Origin of the sequence: Vibrio sp. V33_P6A3T137, from assembly GCF_009904835.1 — a bacterium.
Classification (GTDB): Bacteria; Pseudomonadota; Gammaproteobacteria; order Enterobacterales; family Vibrionaceae; genus Vibrio; species Vibrio metschnikovii.
This window is the reverse complement of sequence record NZ_WXWK01000064.1, coordinates 1-19973: the sequence shown is the minus strand read 5'-3', so window position 1 is coordinate 19973 and position 19973 is coordinate 1. Positions and strand designations below refer to the sequence as shown.

Below are 19973 nucleotides of genomic sequence, written 5' to 3'. Positions count from 1 at the left end.
GCAATAAATTGTATGTCGATTAAACCGTGAGTTTTATAATAGACAGATGACCGAAGTGTGATAAAACAGCTTAGTCTGAACGACACCTCCATCACTCAGACAACCAGCGGTGTACTGCTTAATCAAAAGATAAATGACTAAGGATAAACATGTGACTGATTTTCCAACCATTGAAGCGTATGTCGGACAAACGCCATTAGTTCGTTTACAAAGATTAGCTCAAGATAGCTCGAGCACCGTTTTAGTCAAACTGGAAGGCAACAATCCGGCAGGTTCAGTCAAAGATCGTCCGGCGTTGAATATGATTGTTCAGGCTGAGAAGCGCGGTGATATTCATCCTGGAGATAGGATCATCGAAGCCACCAGTGGTAATACAGGCATCGCCTTAGCCATGGCTGCCGCGATTAAAGGCTACAAAATGACCTTAATCATGCCTGATAACGCAACCCAAGAGCGTAAAGATTCCATGCGTGCCTATGGCTGTGAATTAATTCTGGTCAGTAAAGAACAAGGCATGGAAGGCGCTCGTGATTTAGCTCTGCAAATGCAAGCCCAAGGTCAAGGCAAAGTGCTGGATCAATTTAATAATCCAGATAATCCCTTGGCGCACTTTCATTCAACTGGACCCGAAATTTGGCAGCAAAGCCAAGGACTGATTACTCATTTTGTCTCTAGCATGGGGACAACCGGCACCATCATGGGTACGTCACGTTATCTTAAACAGCAAAACCCGCAAATCCAAATCATCGGCCTGCAACCGTCTGAAGGCAGCTCGATACCTGGAATCCGCCGCTGGCCAAAGGAGTATCTACCGGGGATTTTTGAACAGTCTCGGGTCGATGTGGTGATGGATATCAGCGAGCAAGATGCTGTTCAAACGGCGCGAGCATTAGCGACTCAAGAAGGGATCTGCGCTGGTGTAAGCTCTGGGGGCTCCGTATTTGCCGCGTTACAAATCGCTAAACAGAACCCGGGGGCAGTGGTTGTCGCAATCGTCTGTGATCGCGGCGATCGTTATCTCTCTTCTGGTCTATTTTCTTGAAACCAAAAGAGTATTTTTAAATGACATGATGAGCCTGTTCATCATGTCATTCACTACCTGCCCCATCGGTTGATTGCTCATTAATAGTGAAGTTTGTTATCCTCTGCGGCTGAGTTGTTGACGCTCAGAACAAACAACTGGCTAACCGAGTAACTAATACCATGAGTACATCCAACGCTTCTTGCATCGAGTCTTCCTCATCTCATACCCCGATGATGAGGCAGTATCTTAAACTCAAAGCAGAAAACCCCGATATTTTGCTGTTTTATCGCATGGGTGATTTTTATGAACTGTTTTATGATGATGCAAAACGTGCCTCGCAATTATTAGATATCTCTCTCACTAAACGCGGCGCTTCTGCCGGTGAACCAATCCCCATGGCTGGCGTACCTTATCATGCTGTGGAAGGCTACTTAGCCAAACTAGTGCAGTTGGGAGAATCCATCGCTATTTGCGAGCAAATAGGCGATCCGGCGACCAGTAAGGGGCCGGTTGAACGCAAAGTGGTACGCATTATTACCCCTGGCACCATCACTGACGAAGCCTTATTGTCTGAGCGTAGCGATAATTTGATTGCGGCGATTTATCATCAGGGCGGTAAATTTGGTTATGCGACCTTGGATATCACCTCTGGCCGTTTTCAACTCTCTGAACCAGATTCGGTAGAATCAATGTGCGCTGAACTGCAACGCACCGCACCGCGCGAATTGCTCTTTCCTGAAGATTTTAGCCCTGTACAGGTTCTAGCCAATCGCAAAGGTAACCGACGCCGCCCGATTTGGGAATTCGAACTCAACACCGCAAAACAACAGTTGAATCAACAATTTGGCACTCGTGACTTGGTAGGTTTTGGTGTAGAAAAAGCCAAACTCGGTTTATGTGCAGCGGGCTGCTTAATTCAATACGTAAAAGATACTCAGCGCACCGCCCTACCCCATATTCGTGCTCTGACTTTTGATCGCCAAGATCAATCGGTTATTTTAGATGCAGCGACTCGTCGTAACTTAGAATTAACCCAAAATTTAGCGGGCGGACAAGAGCACACCTTAGCTGAAGTCTTAGATCACTGTGCAACCGCGATGGGCAGCCGTATGCTCAAACGTTGGATTCACCAACCTACGCGTCATATCGACACCATCAATCAACGTTTGGATGGGATAACCGAGCTCAAACAAGACGCGCTATTTGCTGAACTTTCCCCAATATTAAAACAAATTGGCGATATCGAGCGTATCTTGGCTCGTTTAGCACTGCGCTCTGCTCGCCCACGTGATTTAGCTCGCCTGAGAAATGCGCTGCAGCAGTTACCTGAGCTCAACCAGCAAATGGCGTCGCTTAGACATCCGTATTTATGTCAATTACGTCAAGATGCCCAGCCCATTGAAGTGCTCTCCCAACTGCTGGAACGAGCGATAAAAGACAACCCTCCAGTGGTGATCCGTGATGGTGGCGTGATTGCTGATGGTTATGATGCGGAACTGGACGAGTGGCGTAAATTAGCCGCAGGTGCTACCGAGTATCTCGATCAATTAGAAGCCGATGAACGTGAACGTCACGGCATTGACAGCTTGAAAGTCGGTTACAACAATGTCCACGGCTTTTATATCCAAGTCAGCCGCGGACAAAGCCAACTGGTGCCACCGCACTATGTTCGTCGCCAAACCTTAAAAAATGCTGAGCGCTACATTATTCCTGAGCTCAAAGCACATGAAGACAAAGTATTAAATTCCAAATCAAAAGCTTTAGCATTAGAGAAACAGCTTTGGGAGCAATTGTTTGATCTGTTACTGCCTCACTTAGAGTGTTTGCAGACGTTAGCTTCAGCCCTTTCACAGTTGGACGTACTACAAAATTTAGCCGAAAGAGCAGAAAGCTTGGATTATTGTCGACCAACCTTAACCGAGAATATTGGCTTACAGATTCAAGCCGGTCGTCATCCGGTGGTTGAGCAAGTGATGAACGATCCCTTTATTGCTAACCCAATCACGCTCCACCAGCAACGTAAAATGTTGATCATTACCGGGCCGAACATGGGGGGTAAATCGACCTATATGCGCCAAACCGCCTTGATCGCCTTGATGGCGCACATGGGCAGTTATGTCCCAGCGCAATCGGCGACGATTGGTTTGTTAGATCGGATTTTCACTCGGATTGGCGCCTCTGATGATCTGGCTTCAGGTCGTTCCACGTTTATGGTCGAAATGACCGAAACCGCAAATATCCTACATAATGCAACCCAGCATAGCTTGGTATTGATGGATGAGATTGGTCGAGGCACCAGCACTTATGATGGGCTCTCTTTAGCGTGGGCCAGTGCCGAATGGTTAGCCACCAAAATTGGAGCCATGACCCTATTTGCTACTCACTATTTTGAGTTAACTGAACTGCCCAGCACTTTACCGCACTTGGCGAATGTTCATCTCGATGCGGTTGAGCATGGTGAAAACATCGCCTTCATGCACGCCGTACAAGAAGGGGCGGCCAGTAAATCCTACGGTTTAGCCGTCGCGAGCTTAGCGGGCGTACCTAAGGCTGTGATTACCAATGCCAAAAATAAACTCGCACAGCTTGAGCAACAGCGAGAGACGACCAAGAAACCATCAGCATCACTGGCTATAACTGATCAAATGAGCTTAATTCCTGAACCAAGTGAAGTTGAACAGCTACTCGCCGGTATTGATCCCGATGAGCTGACGCCACGTCAAGCATTAGAAGCCCTATATCGCTTAAAAAAATGCTTATAGATACAGCAGTATTAAAGCAAAAAGGCACCGTCGAGGTGCCTTTTCTACATCATTAAAGCCAATTAATTGTCGTTATCGACATTAAACAACGCTTCCATATTCAGCCCTTGTTTAACGAGGATCTCGCGTAGGCGACGTAAGCCTTCTACTTGGATCTGTCTGACTCGCTCACGGGTAAGATTAATTTCTCGCCCAACTTCTTCCAGCGTTGAAGGTTCATAACCCAGTAATCCAAAACGGCGCGCTAAGACTTCTTTTTGCTTTGGATTGAGCTCATCGAGCCAATTAAGCAAGGATAAGCGGATATCTTCATCTTGAGTCGATACTTCCGGATCAGAGTGATTAGAGTCTGGCAGAATATCCAACAATGCTTTATCGCCATCGCCACCAATCGGAGTATCAACAGAACTGATCCGCTCATTCAAACGTAGCATTTTATTGACATCTTCAACTGGCTTGTCCAGCTCAGCGGCAATTTCTTCTGCCGTAGGTTCATGGTCCAAACGCTGTGAAAGTTCACGTGCTGTGCGCAAATAGATATTGAGCTCTTTGACGACATGAATCGGTAGACGAATGGTACGAGTTTGATTCATCAGCGCCCGTTCGATGGTTTGACGAATCCACCACGTGGCATAAGTCGAAAAACGAAAACCTCGTTCTGGATCAAATTTTTCAACGGCTCGGATCAAGCCTAGGTTGCCTTCTTCAATCAAATCGAGCAACGCTAGACCACGGTTACTGTAACGGCGAGAGATTTTCACCACCAAGCGTAAGTTACTTTCAATCATTCGCTTGCGCGCGGCCTCATCACCACGTAATGCACGTCGAGCGTAAAGGACTTCTTCTTCGGCGGTTAAAAGGGGTGAAAAACCAATTTCACTCAAATACATCTGTGTTGCATCTAAGCTTTTGCTCGATGCATCGTATTCTTCTTTGAGGTTAGTGGTGGATAGTTGCTCAACGTCAGACTCCGCTGCGTTGATAACTTCAGGGTCAAAATCAAAATCTTCGACTTTAGTGACTGAATTGCTGATACTCATAACGCCTCCCCTGGCGAGCTAGCAAGACATTACAACTTCAAATGTCGGCTACATAACTCTTCACAAGCATGTTTATGGTAAGTAGCGTTGTGGATTCACTGGCTTACCTTGATAACGAATTTCAAAATGTAAGCGAACACTGGTGGTTCCTGAGCTGCCCATGGTCGCGATTTTTTGACCGGCAGTTACATTCTGACCTTCTTGAACCAGCAGTTGATCATTGTGAGCATAGGCACTCAGATAGTCATCATTGTGCTTAATAATGATCAAATTGCCGTAGCCGCGTAGCGCATTACCTGAATACACCACCGTCCCAGCCGCGGTAGAAACAATCGATTGACCTCGCTGACCTGCAATATCAATACCTTTGTTTCCTTGATCTCCTGCGGAGAAACCTTTAATTACTCTCCCTTTGGTTGGCCATAGCCACTTAGCGATTTTATCGTTATTTTGTGTCGGTTTAGTGACAGGCTGATTAGTAACATTCACTTTGGGTGTAGTTTCAACATACCTGTTTGTTTTCGGTTGTTCAATAGGCGTTGTAGGTGATTTGTTGACCGTTGTAGGGGGTTTCTTACTGTTTTGAGAGATCGATACAGGATTAGAGTCTTTGCTCTTCACGGGCACCGAGGGAGCGATAACAACAGGTGCTGGCACAGCCACAGGTGTCGACGCCGAAGCAACGCTACCAACCGAACTGACATTCGCTTTAGGCCGAGGTCCAGCCCCCGTTCCCGCATAAGCAGGAGGTGTATACACTGGTCCCCATAAACGCAGCTTTTGTCCAGGGTGAATCACATAAGGCGCTTGCAGGCGATTAAAACGAATAATATCGTTAACATCTTTATCAGTAATATAAGAGATAAAGTATAAGGTATCGCCTTTTTTTACCTCATAGTAACTGCCTCGATAACTGCCACGAGGTATTGAGTTATAGTCTTTGTTCAGCCCCGAAACTGGCGCAGGTGTGTTAACCGCACAACCAAACAGTAAGCAGCACAAACCAATCAGCCATCCATTTCGACACTGCCGCTTTTTCATTAAGCTAATTCACCTGCCACTAAAGGTACAAAACGTACCGTTTCTACGCTTTGAGTTATCCATTCATCACCTTGACGAATAATACACAGCAATTGCTGCTCTTCCTCTCCGACTGGAATCACTAAACGGCCACCATCGGTTAACTGCTCAAGTAAAGCTTGCGGAACAATCGGAGCGGCCGCTGTGACGATAATCGCATCAAAAGGCGCTTTAGCCGCCCAGCCTTGCCAGCCATCGCCATGTTTAGTTGAGACATTATAAATATCCAATTGTTTCAAACGGCGTTTCGCTTCCCATTGTAAAAATTTAATACGTTCAATCGAAAAAACGTGATCAACCAATTGAGCAAGTACCGCCGTTTGATACCCCGATCCGGTGCCAACTTCTAAAACTCGGCTATGTGGCTTTAAAGACAATATTTGAGTCATTTTGGCCACAATGTAAGGTTGTGAGATCGTTTGTCCAAGACCAATCGGTAACGCATGGTTATCATAAGCTTGATGCATCATCGCTTGTGACACAAACCGCTCTCTCGGCAAAGCGTGGATGGCAGATAATACCGCTTGATCATCAATTCCTTGCCGCACTAAATACTCAATCAGTTTATCCGCCTTAGGATTACTCATCTTTTATACCTTTAACCACGTCGCCATTGCACCGAGCGACTCATGAGCAGTTAAATCAACCAGTATCGGCGTCACTGACACACATTTTTGCTCAACCGCATAAAAGTCGGTGCCTTCTCCCGCGTCTTGCTCTCTTCCTGGAGGTCCGAGCCAGTAGATCTCATGCCCTCGTGGATCTTTTTGTTTGATCATACTTTCAGCATGATGACGAGCACCAAGTCGGGTGACTTGCGTTCCGGTTAATTGATCAAAAGGAACATCTGGAATATTTATATTAATCAATCGATTCGTTGGAATGGGTGAGGATAAGTGCTGCAAGACGATTTGACGAGCAATCTTACCTGCTGTCGCGAAATGGGTATTACCGACCAAAGAGAAGGCAATCGACTGTACGCCCAGAAAATGCCCTTCCATGGCCGCAGCAACCGTCCCAGAATAAAGAACATCATCCCCTAAGTTAGCTCCATGATTAATCCCGCTTAATACTAAATCGGGTAAATCATGTTTGAGTAATTCGTTAAGAGCAAAATGAACGCAGTCGGTTGGCGTACCTTGTACAGAATAGGTATTCGGCTCAATTTTTGTTACTCGTAATGGTTGCTCTAAAGTCAGAGAATTTGAGGCACCTGAGCGATTTCTATCCGGAGCAACAATGATAATCTCAGCCAAATCGGCTAATGCATAAGCCAGCGCCCGAATACCTTCGGCATAGACACCATCATCATTACTCAATAAAATTTTTAATTTTTTATTAGTCATAAACTCGTTCAACTGGAATTTCTTCAATTAATTCACGGACGATAGAGGTCGCAAAGCTGCCCGCATCCAAAGTAAAGCTAAGCAATATATTATTATTGTCGACTTGCCACTGAAGTTGCTGAGGATGTAAAGCAATCACTCGTCTGTCGTGACGCATCCGGTTGCCGCGAATCAGTTTCATTAGATCCGGCTCTGCATCGAGTGCTTGTTGCTCTAAGGCTTGCGCAGCACCTTGAGTGGGTAGAGCATTATCTCCCGCCAGTGCCGCGGTAATTTGGACTTTCTGATCAGCTAACTGTTGATTGAATTGCGTCAGTTGATCGTCGCTAACCAGTTCAGAGACTCCGTCTTTTAATGCTATATCACCCGCAATACAAGACTCAAAACATCCAGACTGAATTCGAGCAGAGACGATATGGTTAAAAATCCACGAACGGGCAGCAGATAAATACAGACTACGTTGATTTTGATTACGAGAGCGCACATTGTCACGCCCCCAACGCCGCGCTTCATGGAGATTGTTGCCATCTTTACCAAAGCGCTGTTGACCAAAATAGTTAGGTACGCCCTGATCAGCAAGCACCTGCAAACGCTGCACAACATTATCGATATCGCTCACTTCACTGAGCGTCAATTCAAAGTGATTGCCCTGCAAATCACCGGGACGCAACTTTTTATGATGACGAGTCATCGCCAGCACTTGAATACTTGGGTATTGCTTTTCAAATGCAGTCAAATTCGGTAATTTTCCATCTGGAAGGTAGACACTGAGCCATTGTTCTGTCACAGCATGTCGGTCTTTGAGCCCTGCCCAGCCGATATCTTTAGATTTTACACCACACGCCTTGGCCAGTTCATTCGCAACAAAACTGGTATTTTCTCCGGTTTTCCTAATGCACACCATGACGTGCTCACCTTCACCAGAAAAGGAATACCCCAAATCTTCGGTGACTTTAAAGTGCTCTGGTCGTGCTTTAATTTTTGCTTTCGCCGTCGGCTGACCACATAAGTAGGCCAGAGAAGAGAGAAGATCAGTCATTTTTTATTCCAATATCTGCCTACTCAACGCTCGTTAACGAAAACCTGAATTCATGGTAGGCAGTGAATGTATCCCATCGCTATCGTTCGATAACAATCTAGGAGTAAGATAAACAGACGGTATACGACTCGCATTCGATCATGCAGAGCGTTCACCAAGTCTTAAGCTTTTATTAATAATACCACGGCTTCGCAAGCGATCCCTTCTTTACGGCCAGTAAAGCCTAACCGTTCGGTGGTGGTTGCTTTGACATTAATGTTACTCGTTGCTGTTTGTAAGTCCTCAGCGATCACTTGACACATCGATTCAATATAAGGCGCCATTTTCGGCGCTTGAGCAATCAGCGTAATATCGGCATTGCCCAACTGATACCCCTGTTTGAGAACACGTTGATATACATCGCGCAGTAAAGCTCGACTATCAGCACCTTTCCATTGCTCATCCGTATCGGGAAAATGACGGCCAATATCACCGGCGGCAATCGCGCCTAAAAGCGCATCACACAAAGCATGCAACGCCACATCACCATCAGAGTGAGCAATCAGGCCCTGCTCATAAGGGATAGAAACACCGCCAATTATCACCGGGCCTTCACCGCCAAATTTATGCACATCAAAACCGTGGCCAATACGTATCATGCTGTTTCCTTTTTTCGACTTAAATAGAACTCAGCCAATGCCAGATCTTCTGGCTGAGTAATTTTAATATTATCCGCTCGCCCGCTCACTAAGCCTGGAGACAAACCTTGCCACTCAAAAGCAGAGGCTTCATCGGTAATGATCGCCTTTTGTTCTAAGGCTTGTTGTAGCGCCTGTAATAAAGGCTGACAACGAAACATCTGCGGCGTTAGCGCATGCCATAACGCTTGACGTTCAACGGTTTGCGATATGTTACCGTCCCCGTCGCCACGCTTCATCGTATCGCGGACAGGGCTAGCAAGTATCGCCCCTACCGGGTGAGATAATGCGCGCTGAATTAACTGCGTAATATCACGCTCAGTGACGCAGGGTCTTGCCGCATCATGCGCCATCACCCATTCGCCTAATTGCTGTTCATCCACCAAACGTAACGCGTTGAGTACCGACTCTGCACGCTCTTTTCCGCCATTGACCACCTTCACTCGGGGATGACTTGCTAATGATAAGGAAGAAAAGTAAGGGTCTTGCTGACTGATAGCAATAACAACCCGTCCTATCTGTGGGTGAGCCAATAACTGCTCAACCGTATGCTCTAATACCGTTTTTCCATTCAGCAGGAGATATTGCTTAGGACGATCAGCCTGCATTCGACTACCAATCCCAGCGGCGGGAACAATGGCGGTAATTAATGGAACGTTCAAGGCGTTACCTCACCGATAATCCGATAAAAGGTTTCATTGTCTTTGACCATACCTAACTCATGGCGGGCGCGCTCTTCAATCGCATCAAGCCCCTGCCGTAAATCATCGATTTCAGCAAACATCTCTTGGTTTCGTTGGTGCAAATTACTGTTCACTTGTTCTTGTACGTTAATTTCACTCGAGACCATTCGAAAGTCTACGATGCCATTTTTACTTAACCATAAATGGTATTGCAGCCAGCCAAATAGCAAAAATAAGGCTATCGCCAATACTCGCATCTTTTTCACCTTACTGATGGGAGCGGTACCTAATGAGAAGTACCGTCTACATTGACAGTTTACTTGCCCGCTTACTTATATCATAAGCGCCAAAATCAGGCGAGTAAGCTCACGGTTTAAGTCGTTGTCAATGAACAACTATCTCCAGCGGTTTAACCAATAATATCCAAACGACTTGGATCTGAAGCGAGACGACAAATCAGTCAATCGCTACTCACATGAAGGCCCTATCTGAGTAGCGTTAACGATCCTCGCTCCTAGCCAACACCACCGCGCTTAATACGGATGGCGGCTGACTAAAAAGTATTAATTCATCGATAAAAACAGAAGTAATCCAAAACCTAAAATTAAACGATAAATCACAAAAGGGGTCATCCCCATTCGAGAAATGAGCTTTAAGAAAAAGAAAATACACAAATAGGCGCTAATAAACGAGGTGATCACGCCAGTAATTAAGAAATTAATCTGAATCGGTTCACCGCTCGTAATTAACTTAAGACCTAAGTATCCACCAGCTAAAGTAATAATTGGAATCGACATTAAAAATGAAAATCGCGCCGCAGCTTCACGAGTAAAGCCTAAATACAGCGCAGCCGTAATGGTTGCACCTGAGCGTGATGTACCAGGAATAATCGCTAACGCTTGTGCGACACCAACAAAAAGAGCCTGCTTCCATCCCGCTTGATACTCATCTTGGGCAAGACGAGCGTGCCTATCCACATACCAAAGCAGTAAGCCAAAAATGATCGTCGTTGTGGCAATCACCCACGCACTACGCAGGTACAGCTCAACAATATCTTTCATTAATAAACCAAAAATACACGCGGGAATGGTCGCGAGAATGATCAACCAAGCCAGTTTTGCTTCTTTGCTGCGATCCCCTTTGAAAATGGACGCAAAAAATGCTCGTAATAAGCTCACCACTTCATGGCGAAAATAAATGATCACCGCAGCTAAGGTACCAACATGCACTGCCACATCAAAAGCTAAACCTTGATCTTCCCAGCCTAAAATAGCCGAAGGCAAAATAAGATGAGCAGAGCTAGAGATGGGTAAGAATTCAGTTAAGCCTTGGATCAACGCCAATATAAACGCTTCAAAATAAGTCATGATTATTCTCTAATTAACGGATTTACGGATGGAAAACCATAAAGGAATGAGAGTTAAAGAGTCGAGATCTGGCGTTGCTTGCCACACCTCTTGAACCGTTTGCTCACTGCCAGGAATCAGCAACTGGGGCGACAATTCGTACAAAGGTTGGATAACAAAAGGATAATGATAAATATCCCGTCTTGGCAAGACGGGCGCTTCGGTCGAGACTTGCTCACCATAAAGTAGTAAATCCAAATCTAACGTTCGATCTTGAAACTTCTTTGCGTTGATCTCTCTTCCCCAACGCCGTTCTATATCCCGTAATTTCTCTAGCAAAACGGGTAAAGAGAGCGTGGTAGTGATCTCCGCAACCAGATTATAAAAAGCATGGCTATCAAAGCCGACAGATGGGCACTCATAAACCGACGATAAGCGCAGTCGATCCGTTAACGTCGCTAATTCACGACATCCAGCTTCAATATGTCGATGGCGTTGAACATTGGAACCAATACCAATATAACAAGTGATCATGCCTGTCCTCGTTCAATCACCACACCAACCCCTTTTGCTTGTGCTACCGCTCCCGGCTTGGTTAAACGGACCTTAACCCAAGGCACAGAAAAACGCTGCATAATCAGCTCAGCCACTTCTTCAGCAACTCGCTCTACCAATAAAAAACGCCCCTGTTCAATATGCTCAATCACCGCTTGACTGACTTGGGCATAATCCAATGCATCAGCCACATCATCGCTTTTGCCAGCAGGTTGATTATTATGAGCCATCTCCAAATCAAGCACTAATTTTTGCTTAATGGTCTGCTCCCAGTCATAAACACCAATGGTTGTGACCACAGTTAACTGCTCGATAAAAACTTTATCCATGGCAATATTGCCTCCTTTTTGCTGGTCGGATATCCAAATTGAGTAAAAAAACGGACTATTGGGGTTTATCACGATATCATATACCCAAACCACCTATTGATGCGAAACTCTCAAGATTTTTTGTTTCTTCATTGCCTTAATGACTATTTTTCAGGCTATTTAACAATTGCTTGCAATGATAACCGGCAACGCATGCCATCATTAAAAAACCGTCAGGTTGTCATTTTTTATCAGCAGGAAAAGTTAACGTGATGACCGCGTCCAAGACAACTTTTATCAGGTTTGGGTCACGTTAAAAATAAAGAAATCCTGAGACTATACCCAAACGACTTGGGGTTGCACGCCGTCGGCAAGTGAGTACATCGCCATGATATGTGATTGGGATAAACGAACGCAGCCAACACCGCTGTAGCTTCAATTAAGAAGGGGATATTCGTCGCATTAGAGAGAGTCCCCCGCTAAACATTGGCTTACCTTACAAACAATACGTAGCCAAACAACGACGGTAGAGGCCGCTATGACGCCACTAGCACTGATCATGATTATTTGCGCCTATTTACTGGGGTCAATTTCCAGTGCGGTATTGATCTGCCGATTACTGCGTTTGCCTGATCCTCGCGGCGTCGGCTCTCATAATCCCGGAGCCACCAATGTACTGCGCATTGCCGGTAAGAAAACCGCCTTGGCAGTGCTGATTTGTGACATGCTCAAAGGAACGATTCCTGTCTGGGGTGGTTATTACCTCAACATTGATCCTCTCATGCTCGGCTTAATCGGTATCGCGGCCTGCCTTGGCCACATGTATCCCCTATTTTTCCATTTCAAAGGCGGTAAGGGCGTGGCGACAGCACTAGGCGCCATTGCACCAATAGGCTTAGAATTAACCGCCATGGTCATTGTCACTTGGTTAGTGGTGGTCTTTATTTTCCGTTATTCCTCCCTTGCCGCACTGGTAACCGTTTTATTGACGCCTTTTTATACCTGGATGATCAAACCACACTATACATTGCCCGTCGCGATGCTCTGCTGCTTAATCGTGCTTCGTCATCAAGAGAACATCAAGCGTCTTTTTATCGGCACAGAGCCGAAAGTGGGCGAGAAAAAACCATAAAAAAACGGCCATGGCTATGACCGTTTCCAATGAGAACCGTTACCGCTTGATTGATTAAGCAATCGGCGTCAGTTGGTCAATCGGCCAACGGGGTCTCGCTTGAACACTGAGCTCTGTAACATCACCATTTTTTAAGCGTTGCATCCCCGCATAAGCAATCATCGCGCCATTATCGGTACAAAATTCGGTACGCGGATAAAACACCTCACCGCCAATTTTCTCGGCTAGCTTGGCTAAATCAGCACGTAGCTGCTTATTCGCACTCACCCCACCAGCAATCACAATACGCTTCATTCCAGTTTGCTCGAGCGCACGTCGACATTTGATGACTAATGTGTCACACACTGCATCTTGGAACGCATAAGCAATATCAGCTCGAGTTTGCTCATCGTCACCATTGGCAGCAATGGTATTGGCCGTAAAGGTTTTTAAACCTGAAAAACTCATGTCTAAGCCCGGGCGATCCGTCATAGGGCGAGGAAACTTAAAGCGTCCAGGCGTGCCTTTTTCTGCCAAGCGAGCCAGCATCGGTCCTCCTGGATAATCGAGCCCCATCAACTTAGCGGTTTTATCAAACGCTTCGCCTGCCGCATCATCAATCGATTCACCCAAAATCGTATAATCGCCAATTCCCTTAACTTCCACCATCATCGAGTGTCCACCAGAAACCAATACCGCAACAAAGGGAAACGGTGGTGGATTATCTTCCAGCATTGGCGCCAACAAATGCCCCTCCATATGATGAACCGCCACCGCAGGAATATTCCAAGCATACGCCAAACTACGACCAATCGTCGCTCCGACCAATAAAGCGCCCACCAAACCGGGGCCGGCAGTATAAGCTATGCCGTCAATATCGGCGGGAGTCAGCTTAGCCTCCGCCATGGCGGCTTTAATCAGTGGAATGGTTTTTTTCACGTGATCACGCGAAGCCAGCTCCGGTACCACACCACCATAATCGGCGTGCAGTTTTACTTGGCTATACAATTGATGAGATAAAAGACCTTTCTCATCATCATAAATCGCGATTCCAGTTTCATCGCAAGAGGTTTCAATTCCAATAATGCGCATAGTATTCTCAGCATGCTGTCTGCTAGAAGCTGTTGACCGTGGTCGAACAGCCGCCAATAATCAAAATTCCGCTCATGTTACCTCGGCTTGGCATGACAAACAAACTTTGTACAGACAGTAAACAACAAAGTACTTTACAAAGCGGTCACGATAGGATTAAAATTCCGCACCATTTTTGATCAAGCTGGTTATCGCTCTAGTCGACAAGCTATCTTGTTACTTTAGCCACAAAATACCAGCGTTAACGAATTAACCCCTGAGGTGAAAGGCATATGCCAATAGTTAAAGTACGTGAAAACGAACCGTTCGACGTAGCACTACGTCGTTTCAAGCGCTCTTGCGAAAAAGCAGGTATCCTTTCTGAAGTGCGTCGTCGTGAGCACTACGAAAAGCCAACTACTGTTCGCAAACGTGCTAAAGCAGCAGCTCAAAAGCGTCACGCTAAGAAGCTAGCTCGCGAAAACGCTCGTCGCGTTCGCCTGTACTAATAACTGATTCCAAAAAAGGAATAAAGTTATGGCTCTGATTGACACTCTCAAAGAAGAGCAAAAATTAGCGATGAAAGCCAAGGACAAAGCGCGCCTTGGCACTATTCGTTTGGCCTTAGCCGCCATTAAGCAACGTGAAGTTGACGAACAGATTACTCTGAACGACGACGACATTTTGGCTGTGCTGGTGAAAATGGTTAAACAACGTCGCGACTCTGTTACGCAATATGAAGCCGCTAATCGTCAAGATTTAGCAGATGTGGAAAAAGCGGAAATCACCGTTCTTGAGGAATTTATGCCTCAACCATTGAGTGAAGAAGACGTTATCGCCCTGATTGACAGTGCGGTGGCTGAATCTCAAGCCAGTGGCATGCAAGACATGGGTAAAGTGATAGCGCTGATCAAACCACATATTCAAGGGCGTGCAGATATGGGTAGAGTAAGCAGTTTAGTTCGCGCTAAACTCGTTTAATCCCACACCCAAATGCATCAAGCCGTGCTATCCTCTGGTAGGCACGGCTTGTTCGTATCTACACTTTTGGTTTTTCTCTCTTTCTTTTAGGTTGTATGGCAGGACAAATTCCTCGTAGTTTCATTGATGATCTCCTTGCTCGACTCGATATTGTCGACATCATCGACGCACGTGTAAAACTTAAAAAAAAGGGCAAAAACTACGGCGCTTGCTGCCCATTTCATAATGAGAAAACCCCTTCGTTTAGCGTCAGCCAAGAAAAACAGTTTTATCACTGCTTTGGTTGTGGTGTGCATGGCAACGCGATTGATTTCCTTATGGAATACGAGCGACTGGAATTCCCTGAAGCCATTGAAGAACTTGCTTCTTATCTAGGGTTAGAGGTTCCACGCGAAGAGCGCTACAACAACAGTCAGTCAGCCTCAAATTCAACACCGCGCGTTAATAGCGATGAAAAACGCACACTGTATGATTTACTAAGTAACATCGCACAGTTTTATCGTCAGCAATTAAAAACCCCAGCCGGACGAGGCGCTATCGAGTATCTCAAAGATCGAGGCTTATCCGGTGACATTGCACAACAGTTTGGCATTGGTTATGTGCCTGACGAGTGGGACTTAGTACGCCGTAATTTTGGCCAGCATCCACAAACTCAAGAGATGCTGGTAACTGGCGGAATGCTGATAGAGAACGAGAGTGGCAAACGCTACGACCGTTTTCGTGGTCGAGTCATGTTTCCGATTAGAGATCGCCGGGGTCGCGTGATTGGCTTTGGTGGTCGAGTGATTGGTAATGGCACACCTAAATACCTTAACTCGCCAGAAACGCCGATATTCCATAAAGGTAAAGAGCTTTACGGCCTGTATGAAGTGATGCAAGCTCATCGCGATCCAGTACAGATACTGGTCGTTGAGGGCTATATGGATGTGGTCGCTTTAGCCCAATATGGTGTTGATTATGCGGTTGCCTCACTGGGTACCGCGACCACTGGCGACCACTTACAACTGCTGTTTCGTCAAACCAATACCGTTGTCTGTTGCTATGATGGTGACCGAGCCGGCAGAGAAGCGGCCTGGCGAGCTTTAGAAAATGCGCTAAGCTATCTTAAAAGTGGCAATATTCTTAAGTTTCTTTTCTTGCCCGATGGTGAGGATCCTGACAGCTACATCAGAAAGCACGGTAAAGAAAATTTTGAACAAACCGTACAGAATGCAAAACCGCTCTCGAGTTATCTTTTTGAAAACCTGATTGAGACCCACAAACTCAACTTAGGTACCGTAGAAGGAAAATCAACCCTACGCACCTTAGCGAATGAGTTGATTAATAAAATCCCAGATATTGGCTTTCAACAAGAGTTGGATGAAAAGCTCGATAAACTCACGGGCTTTATGAGCCATGGAAAACAACGTCGCACTCAACCAACAAGCGAGCGACCACAACCGCACAAAGAGCTAAAACGCACCCCAATGCGTGAAGTTATCGCTTTGCTTGTGCAAAATCCGAGCTATGCTGAAATGGTGCCGGACTTGTCGAGTGTCAAACACTTAGCCATTCCCGGTTTAAGTTTGCTGGTCAATGTGGTTGAAAATTGTCAGCAACACCCCCATATCACTACCGGTCAATTGCTTGAGCATTGGCGTAATAATGAACATGAAGCACTGCTGTCTCGTCTGGCAAGTTGGGAAATCCCCCTTGTCGAAGACAACCAAGAAGAACTATTTTTAGACTCATTGGACAAAATTCTTGCCCAGTGTGTAGAAAAACAAATTGAAAACTTGCAGGCGAAAGAAAGAAGCGTCGGTTTATCAACCGATGAAAAAAGGGAGCTCATAGCATTAATGCTAGAATTGAAAGCGTAACCCAGTTTAAATAGTCAGCAACGAATAAATTTGTTAATATACATGGTTTGCATTTCGCACACTATTCTTTCACCAGATACGAAGTTGGATACCGTCTATGGATCAAAATCCGCAGTCACAGCTAAAATTACTTGTCATCAAGGGCAAGGAACAAGGCTATCTGACCTACGCCGAAGTAAATGACCACCTACCTGCTGAGATCGTCGATTCTGAGCAAGTGGAAGATATTATTCAGATGATCAACGACATGGGTATTAAGGTAGTAGAAACTGCTCCTGATGCCGATGATCTCGCTTTAAGCGACGATAACACGATCACTGATGAAGATGCCGCTGAAGCCGCTGCCGCAGCGCTTTCAAGCGTAGAAAGCGAGATTGGTCGAACTACCGATCCTGTACGCATGTATATGCGTGAAATGGGAACCGTAGAGCTGCTAACTCGTGAAGGTGAAATTGATATCGCTAAACGCATTGAAGAAGGTATTAACCAAGTTCAAAGCGCCGTTGCTGAATATCCCGGTACGATTCCTTATATTCTTGAGCAGTTCGATAAAGTTCAAGCAGAAGAGTTACGCCTAACCGATCTGATTTCCGGTTTTGTTGACCCGAATGAAGATGAAACTACTGCGCCAACCGCGACGCACATCGGCTCTGAGCTGACTGGTGCTGATCTCGATGACGAAGACAGTAAAGACATCGATGAAGACGAAGATGAAGACGAAGATGGTGACAGCACCGACGATGCCGAAGAAGATACTGGTATCGATCCTGAACTGGCACTAGAAAAATTCACTGAGTTACGTAATAAATATCAAAACTTACAGTTAGCGATCAACGAACACGGTAATGACAGCTCAACAACTCAGCAAGCTTCTGAGTTAGTACTGGATATCTTCCGCGAGTTTCGTCTAACGCCTAAGCAGTTTGATCATTTAGTCACCACACTGCGTAACTCAATGGAACGTGTTCGTACTCAAGAACGCTTGATCATGAAGACCGTGGTCGAAGTCGCTAAAATGCCGAAAAAGTCATTCATCGCCCTATTTACTGGTAATGAATCGAGCGAAGCATGGCTAGATCAAGTCCTTGCGACCGATAAGCCTTACGTTGAAAAAATTCGCGCCAATGAAGAAATGATCCGTCGTTCTATTCAAAAGCTGCGTATTATCGAACAAGAAACCTCACTTGATGTTAATCGCATCAAAGACATTAGCCGTCGCATGTCAATTGGTGAAGCGAAAGCTCGCCGAGCGAAAAAAGAGATGGTAGAAGCCAACCTACGTTTGGTTATTTCGATTGCCAAGAAATACACCAACCGTGGTCTACAATTTTTGGATCTGATCCAAGAAGGTAACATTGGCCTAATGAAAGCGGTAGATAAATTTGAATATCGCCGTGGTTATAAGTTCTCAACCTATGCAACGTGGTGGATTCGCCAAGCCATCACCCGTTCTATTGCTGATCAAGCGCGCACCATTCGTATTCCAGTTCACATGATCGAAACGATCAATAAACTGAACCGAATTTCGCGCCAGATGCTGCAAGAGATGGGTCGTGAGCCTCTGCCTGAAGAATTAGCGGAACGCATGCAAATGCCGGAAGATAAAATTCGCAAAGTGCTCAAAATCGCCAAAGAGCCAATCTCAATGGAAACGCCAATAGGTGATGATGAAGATTCACATCTAGGTGATTTTATTGAAGATACTACGCTTGAACTGCCTCTAGACTCAGCCACGGCAACGAGCCTAAGAGCCGCAACAAGAGACGTTCTGGCTGGCTTAACACCACGTGAAGCTAAAGTGTTACGGATGCGTTTTGGTATTGATATGAATACAGACCACACTCTTGAAGAAGTGGGCAAACAGTTCGACGTTACTCGCGAACGTATTCGTCAAATCGAAGCCAAAGCACTGCGTAAACTTCGTCACCCAAGCCGCTCAGAAACTCTGCGCAGCTTCCTTGATGAATAACTAAAAACCAACATGTTTAAAAGGTGAGCAAATGCTCGCCTTTTTTATTACCCCAAATGCTAAGTGAATAAAAACTAAGCGCTACTACCCTATTTTCCGGCTAGACAGACACCCAGCCTTCCCCTATAATCACACACCTATCGGCCCCTTAGCTCAGTGGTTAGAGCAGTCGACTCATAATCGATTGGTCCGCAGTTCAAGTCTGCGAGGGGCCACCAAATTCTAGAAGGTTAGTAAGCATAGTGTTTACTAACCTTTTTTTGTGCCTGACGATTTTGGGTCAGGTAAGCCCCGATCATGCACTCTTCTCTTTCTCACTCAAGCTACTTTTTAGTACTCTGTATCATTACCGATGAGAGCGGAGATTATTCTTATTGATAACCGCAAAAGAGAAAGGCTTTGCGCCAGATTCAAGAGCTTGTGCCAATTCTGAGACCTTTCGGTAATAAGTTACTCTTCGCCCCGATAAAGTGGTGAGCTTTAGTGCTACTGGTTGATATGCTTTCATTGTGTGTTCTCATTATCTGTTTGCTGAGTAAATTCTTGCAAAGCCTGTAGCGCCTTTTCAGCCAGAGTGCTTTGCACAAAAATATGGTCGTGATAATAACCAGCAATCACATTAGCACTGATCCCATAAGACGCTAACTTAGTCGCGAACGCAGCGGTTAAACCTACCGCCTCTAAACTAGAATGCACGGTAAGTGTGATTAAGCTAAAAACGCTATCAAACTTGAGTTGGGCGGCTTTGGCTTGTTGCTCTAATAACACTAAAGTTAAGCCCTCTTGCTCTCGACATGTTGCGATTGGATCTAGGTGCCAATACTCAGATAACGGCCCCTTCACGGTACAAAATACGTAATTGCCCTCGATGATCTGTGGTGACATCGACTTTAGTAATACCTCTAACTCGCTAATTGCTGACATTTTCTAACCTTATCTACTACCTACAAACGTGAAGAATATACGGTGAAATAAAATAAGTTTAATTCATAATATTAATCAAAAATTAGAAAGGCTAATATCATGCACTACATAAACTAAATAAATACAAGAAAGAGAGAAATAGATTGCTGTTACATGGTTGCTTTAACGTTTGGCTACGATAAAAAACTTACTTATCAT

General features: G+C 45.4%; 20 protein-coding genes and 1 tRNA gene. 8 read left to right on the top strand and 13 right to left on the bottom strand.

Features of this window, described 5'->3' with window-relative positions; translation table 11 throughout:
• Nucleotides 1–151 precede the first annotated feature (151 nt).
• A complete protein-coding gene (cysM, locus tag CAG60_RS06145) occupies nucleotides 152–1042 on the top strand; it encodes a cysteine synthase CysM (protein ID WP_158144273.1) in 891 nt (296 codons plus the stop codon).
• A 161-nt stretch (nucleotides 1043–1203) separates the two neighbouring features.
• A complete protein-coding gene (gene mutS, locus CAG60_RS06140; RefSeq protein ID WP_161438502.1) occupies nucleotides 1204–3786 on the top strand; it encodes a DNA mismatch repair protein MutS in 2583 nt (860 codons plus the stop codon).
• Between the two features lie 62 nt (nucleotides 3787–3848).
• Here mutS and rpoS read toward each other — a convergent pair whose 3' ends face one another.
• The 11 genes from rpoS to folB all read right to left on the bottom strand — a co-directional run bounded on the left by rpoS (nucleotide 3849) and on the right by folB (nucleotide 11881).
• Entirely contained in the window at nucleotides 3849–4826 is a 978-nt protein-coding gene (gene rpoS, locus CAG60_RS06135; RefSeq protein WP_161438501.1) for an RNA polymerase sigma factor RpoS, read from the bottom strand.
• Between the two features lie 72 nt (nucleotides 4827–4898).
• A complete protein-coding gene (nlpD, locus tag CAG60_RS06130) occupies nucleotides 4899–5867 on the bottom strand; it encodes a murein hydrolase activator NlpD (RefSeq protein WP_161438500.1) in 969 nt (322 codons plus the stop codon).
• Nucleotides 5867–6493, bottom strand: coding sequence for a protein-L-isoaspartate(D-aspartate) O-methyltransferase (locus CAG60_RS06125; RefSeq protein ID WP_004395999.1), 627 nt, complete (start codon nucleotides 6491–6493; stop codon nucleotides 5867–5869). Before CAG60_RS06125 ends, nlpD begins: the two co-directional genes overlap by 1 nt.
• A gap of 3 nt (nucleotides 6494–6496) precedes the next feature.
• Nucleotides 6497–7252, bottom strand: coding sequence for a 5'/3'-nucleotidase SurE (surE, locus tag CAG60_RS06120; RefSeq protein WP_161425569.1), 756 nt, complete (start codon nucleotides 7250–7252; stop codon nucleotides 6497–6499).
• Nucleotides 7245–8291 carry a tRNA pseudouridine(13) synthase TruD gene (gene truD, locus CAG60_RS06115; protein ID WP_161438499.1) on the bottom strand — a complete coding sequence of 349 codons (1047 nt, stop codon included), beginning with the start codon at nucleotides 8289–8291 and terminating at the stop codon, nucleotides 7245–7247. Before truD ends, surE begins: the two co-directional genes overlap by 8 nt.
• Before the next feature lie 161 nt (nucleotides 8292–8452).
• Nucleotides 8453–8929, bottom strand: coding sequence for a 2-C-methyl-D-erythritol 2,4-cyclodiphosphate synthase (gene ispF, locus CAG60_RS06110; RefSeq protein ID WP_004396002.1), 477 nt, complete (start codon nucleotides 8927–8929; stop codon nucleotides 8453–8455).
• Complete coding sequence (ispD, locus tag CAG60_RS06105) at nucleotides 8926–9615, bottom strand: 2-C-methyl-D-erythritol 4-phosphate cytidylyltransferase (protein WP_161438503.1); 690 nt, start codon at nucleotides 9613–9615, stop codon at nucleotides 8926–8928. The genes ispF and ispD overlap by 4 nt, the downstream gene beginning before the upstream one ends.
• Nucleotides 9616–9626: 11 nt before the next feature.
• Entirely contained in the window at nucleotides 9627–9908 is a 282-nt protein-coding gene (gene ftsB, locus CAG60_RS06100) for a cell division protein FtsB (protein WP_040904691.1), read from the bottom strand.
• A 306-nt stretch (nucleotides 9909–10214) separates the two neighbouring features.
• On the bottom strand, nucleotides 10215–11018 hold the full coding sequence (locus CAG60_RS06095) for an undecaprenyl-diphosphate phosphatase (protein WP_154169169.1): 804 nt from the start codon (nucleotides 11016–11018) through the stop codon (nucleotides 10215–10217).
• Between the two features lie 9 nt (nucleotides 11019–11027).
• A complete protein-coding gene (folK, locus tag CAG60_RS06090) occupies nucleotides 11028–11531 on the bottom strand; it encodes a 2-amino-4-hydroxy-6-hydroxymethyldihydropteridine diphosphokinase (protein WP_161438498.1) in 504 nt (167 codons plus the stop codon).
• Entirely contained in the window at nucleotides 11528–11881 is a 354-nt protein-coding gene (gene folB, locus CAG60_RS06085; RefSeq protein WP_154169173.1) for a bifunctional dihydroneopterin aldolase/7,8-dihydroneopterin epimerase, read from the bottom strand. The genes folK and folB overlap by 4 nt, the downstream gene beginning before the upstream one ends.
• Nucleotides 11882–12398: 517 nt before the next feature.
• Between folB and plsY the strand changes: the two genes are divergently transcribed.
• Complete coding sequence (plsY, locus tag CAG60_RS06080; protein ID WP_004396007.1) at nucleotides 12399–12992, top strand: glycerol-3-phosphate 1-O-acyltransferase PlsY; 594 nt, start codon at nucleotides 12399–12401, stop codon at nucleotides 12990–12992.
• A gap of 54 nt (nucleotides 12993–13046) precedes the next feature.
• Here the strand turns inward: plsY and tsaD are convergent, their stop codons facing one another.
• Entirely contained in the window at nucleotides 13047–14063 is a 1017-nt protein-coding gene (gene tsaD, locus CAG60_RS06075) for a tRNA (adenosine(37)-N6)-threonylcarbamoyltransferase complex transferase subunit TsaD (RefSeq protein ID WP_004396008.1), read from the bottom strand.
• Between the two features lie 272 nt (nucleotides 14064–14335).
• Between tsaD and rpsU the strand changes: the two genes are divergently transcribed.
• The 5 genes from rpsU to CAG60_RS06050 all read left to right on the top strand — a co-directional run bounded on the left by rpsU (nucleotide 14336) and on the right by CAG60_RS06050 (nucleotide 19069).
• Nucleotides 14336–14551 carry a 30S ribosomal protein S21 gene (gene rpsU, locus CAG60_RS06070; RefSeq protein WP_004396009.1) on the top strand — a complete coding sequence of 72 codons (216 nt, stop codon included), beginning with the start codon at nucleotides 14336–14338 and terminating at the stop codon, nucleotides 14549–14551.
• A gap of 28 nt (nucleotides 14552–14579) precedes the next feature.
• Nucleotides 14580–15023: a GatB/YqeY domain-containing protein gene (locus tag CAG60_RS06065; RefSeq protein WP_161438497.1), complete on the top strand. Its 444-nt coding sequence runs from the start codon at nucleotides 14580–14582 to the stop codon at nucleotides 15021–15023.
• A gap of 95 nt (nucleotides 15024–15118) precedes the next feature.
• Nucleotides 15119–16882, top strand: a complete 1764-nt coding sequence (dnaG, locus tag CAG60_RS06060; RefSeq protein WP_161438496.1) for a DNA primase — start codon at nucleotides 15119–15121, stop codon at nucleotides 16880–16882.
• Nucleotides 16883–16979: 97 nt separating this feature from the next.
• Entirely contained in the window at nucleotides 16980–18851 is a 1872-nt protein-coding gene (gene rpoD / locus CAG60_RS06055) for an RNA polymerase sigma factor RpoD (protein WP_115152688.1), read from the top strand.
• 142 nt (nucleotides 18852–18993) lie between these two features.
• A tRNA-Ile gene (locus CAG60_RS06050) sits at nucleotides 18994–19069 on the top strand.
• A gap of 286 nt (nucleotides 19070–19355) precedes the next feature.
• Here the strand turns inward: CAG60_RS06050 and CAG60_RS06045 are convergent.
• Entirely contained in the window at nucleotides 19356–19775 is a 420-nt protein-coding gene (locus CAG60_RS06045; protein WP_158144281.1) for an ACT domain-containing protein, read from the bottom strand.
• Nucleotides 19776–19973 lie beyond the last annotated feature (198 nt).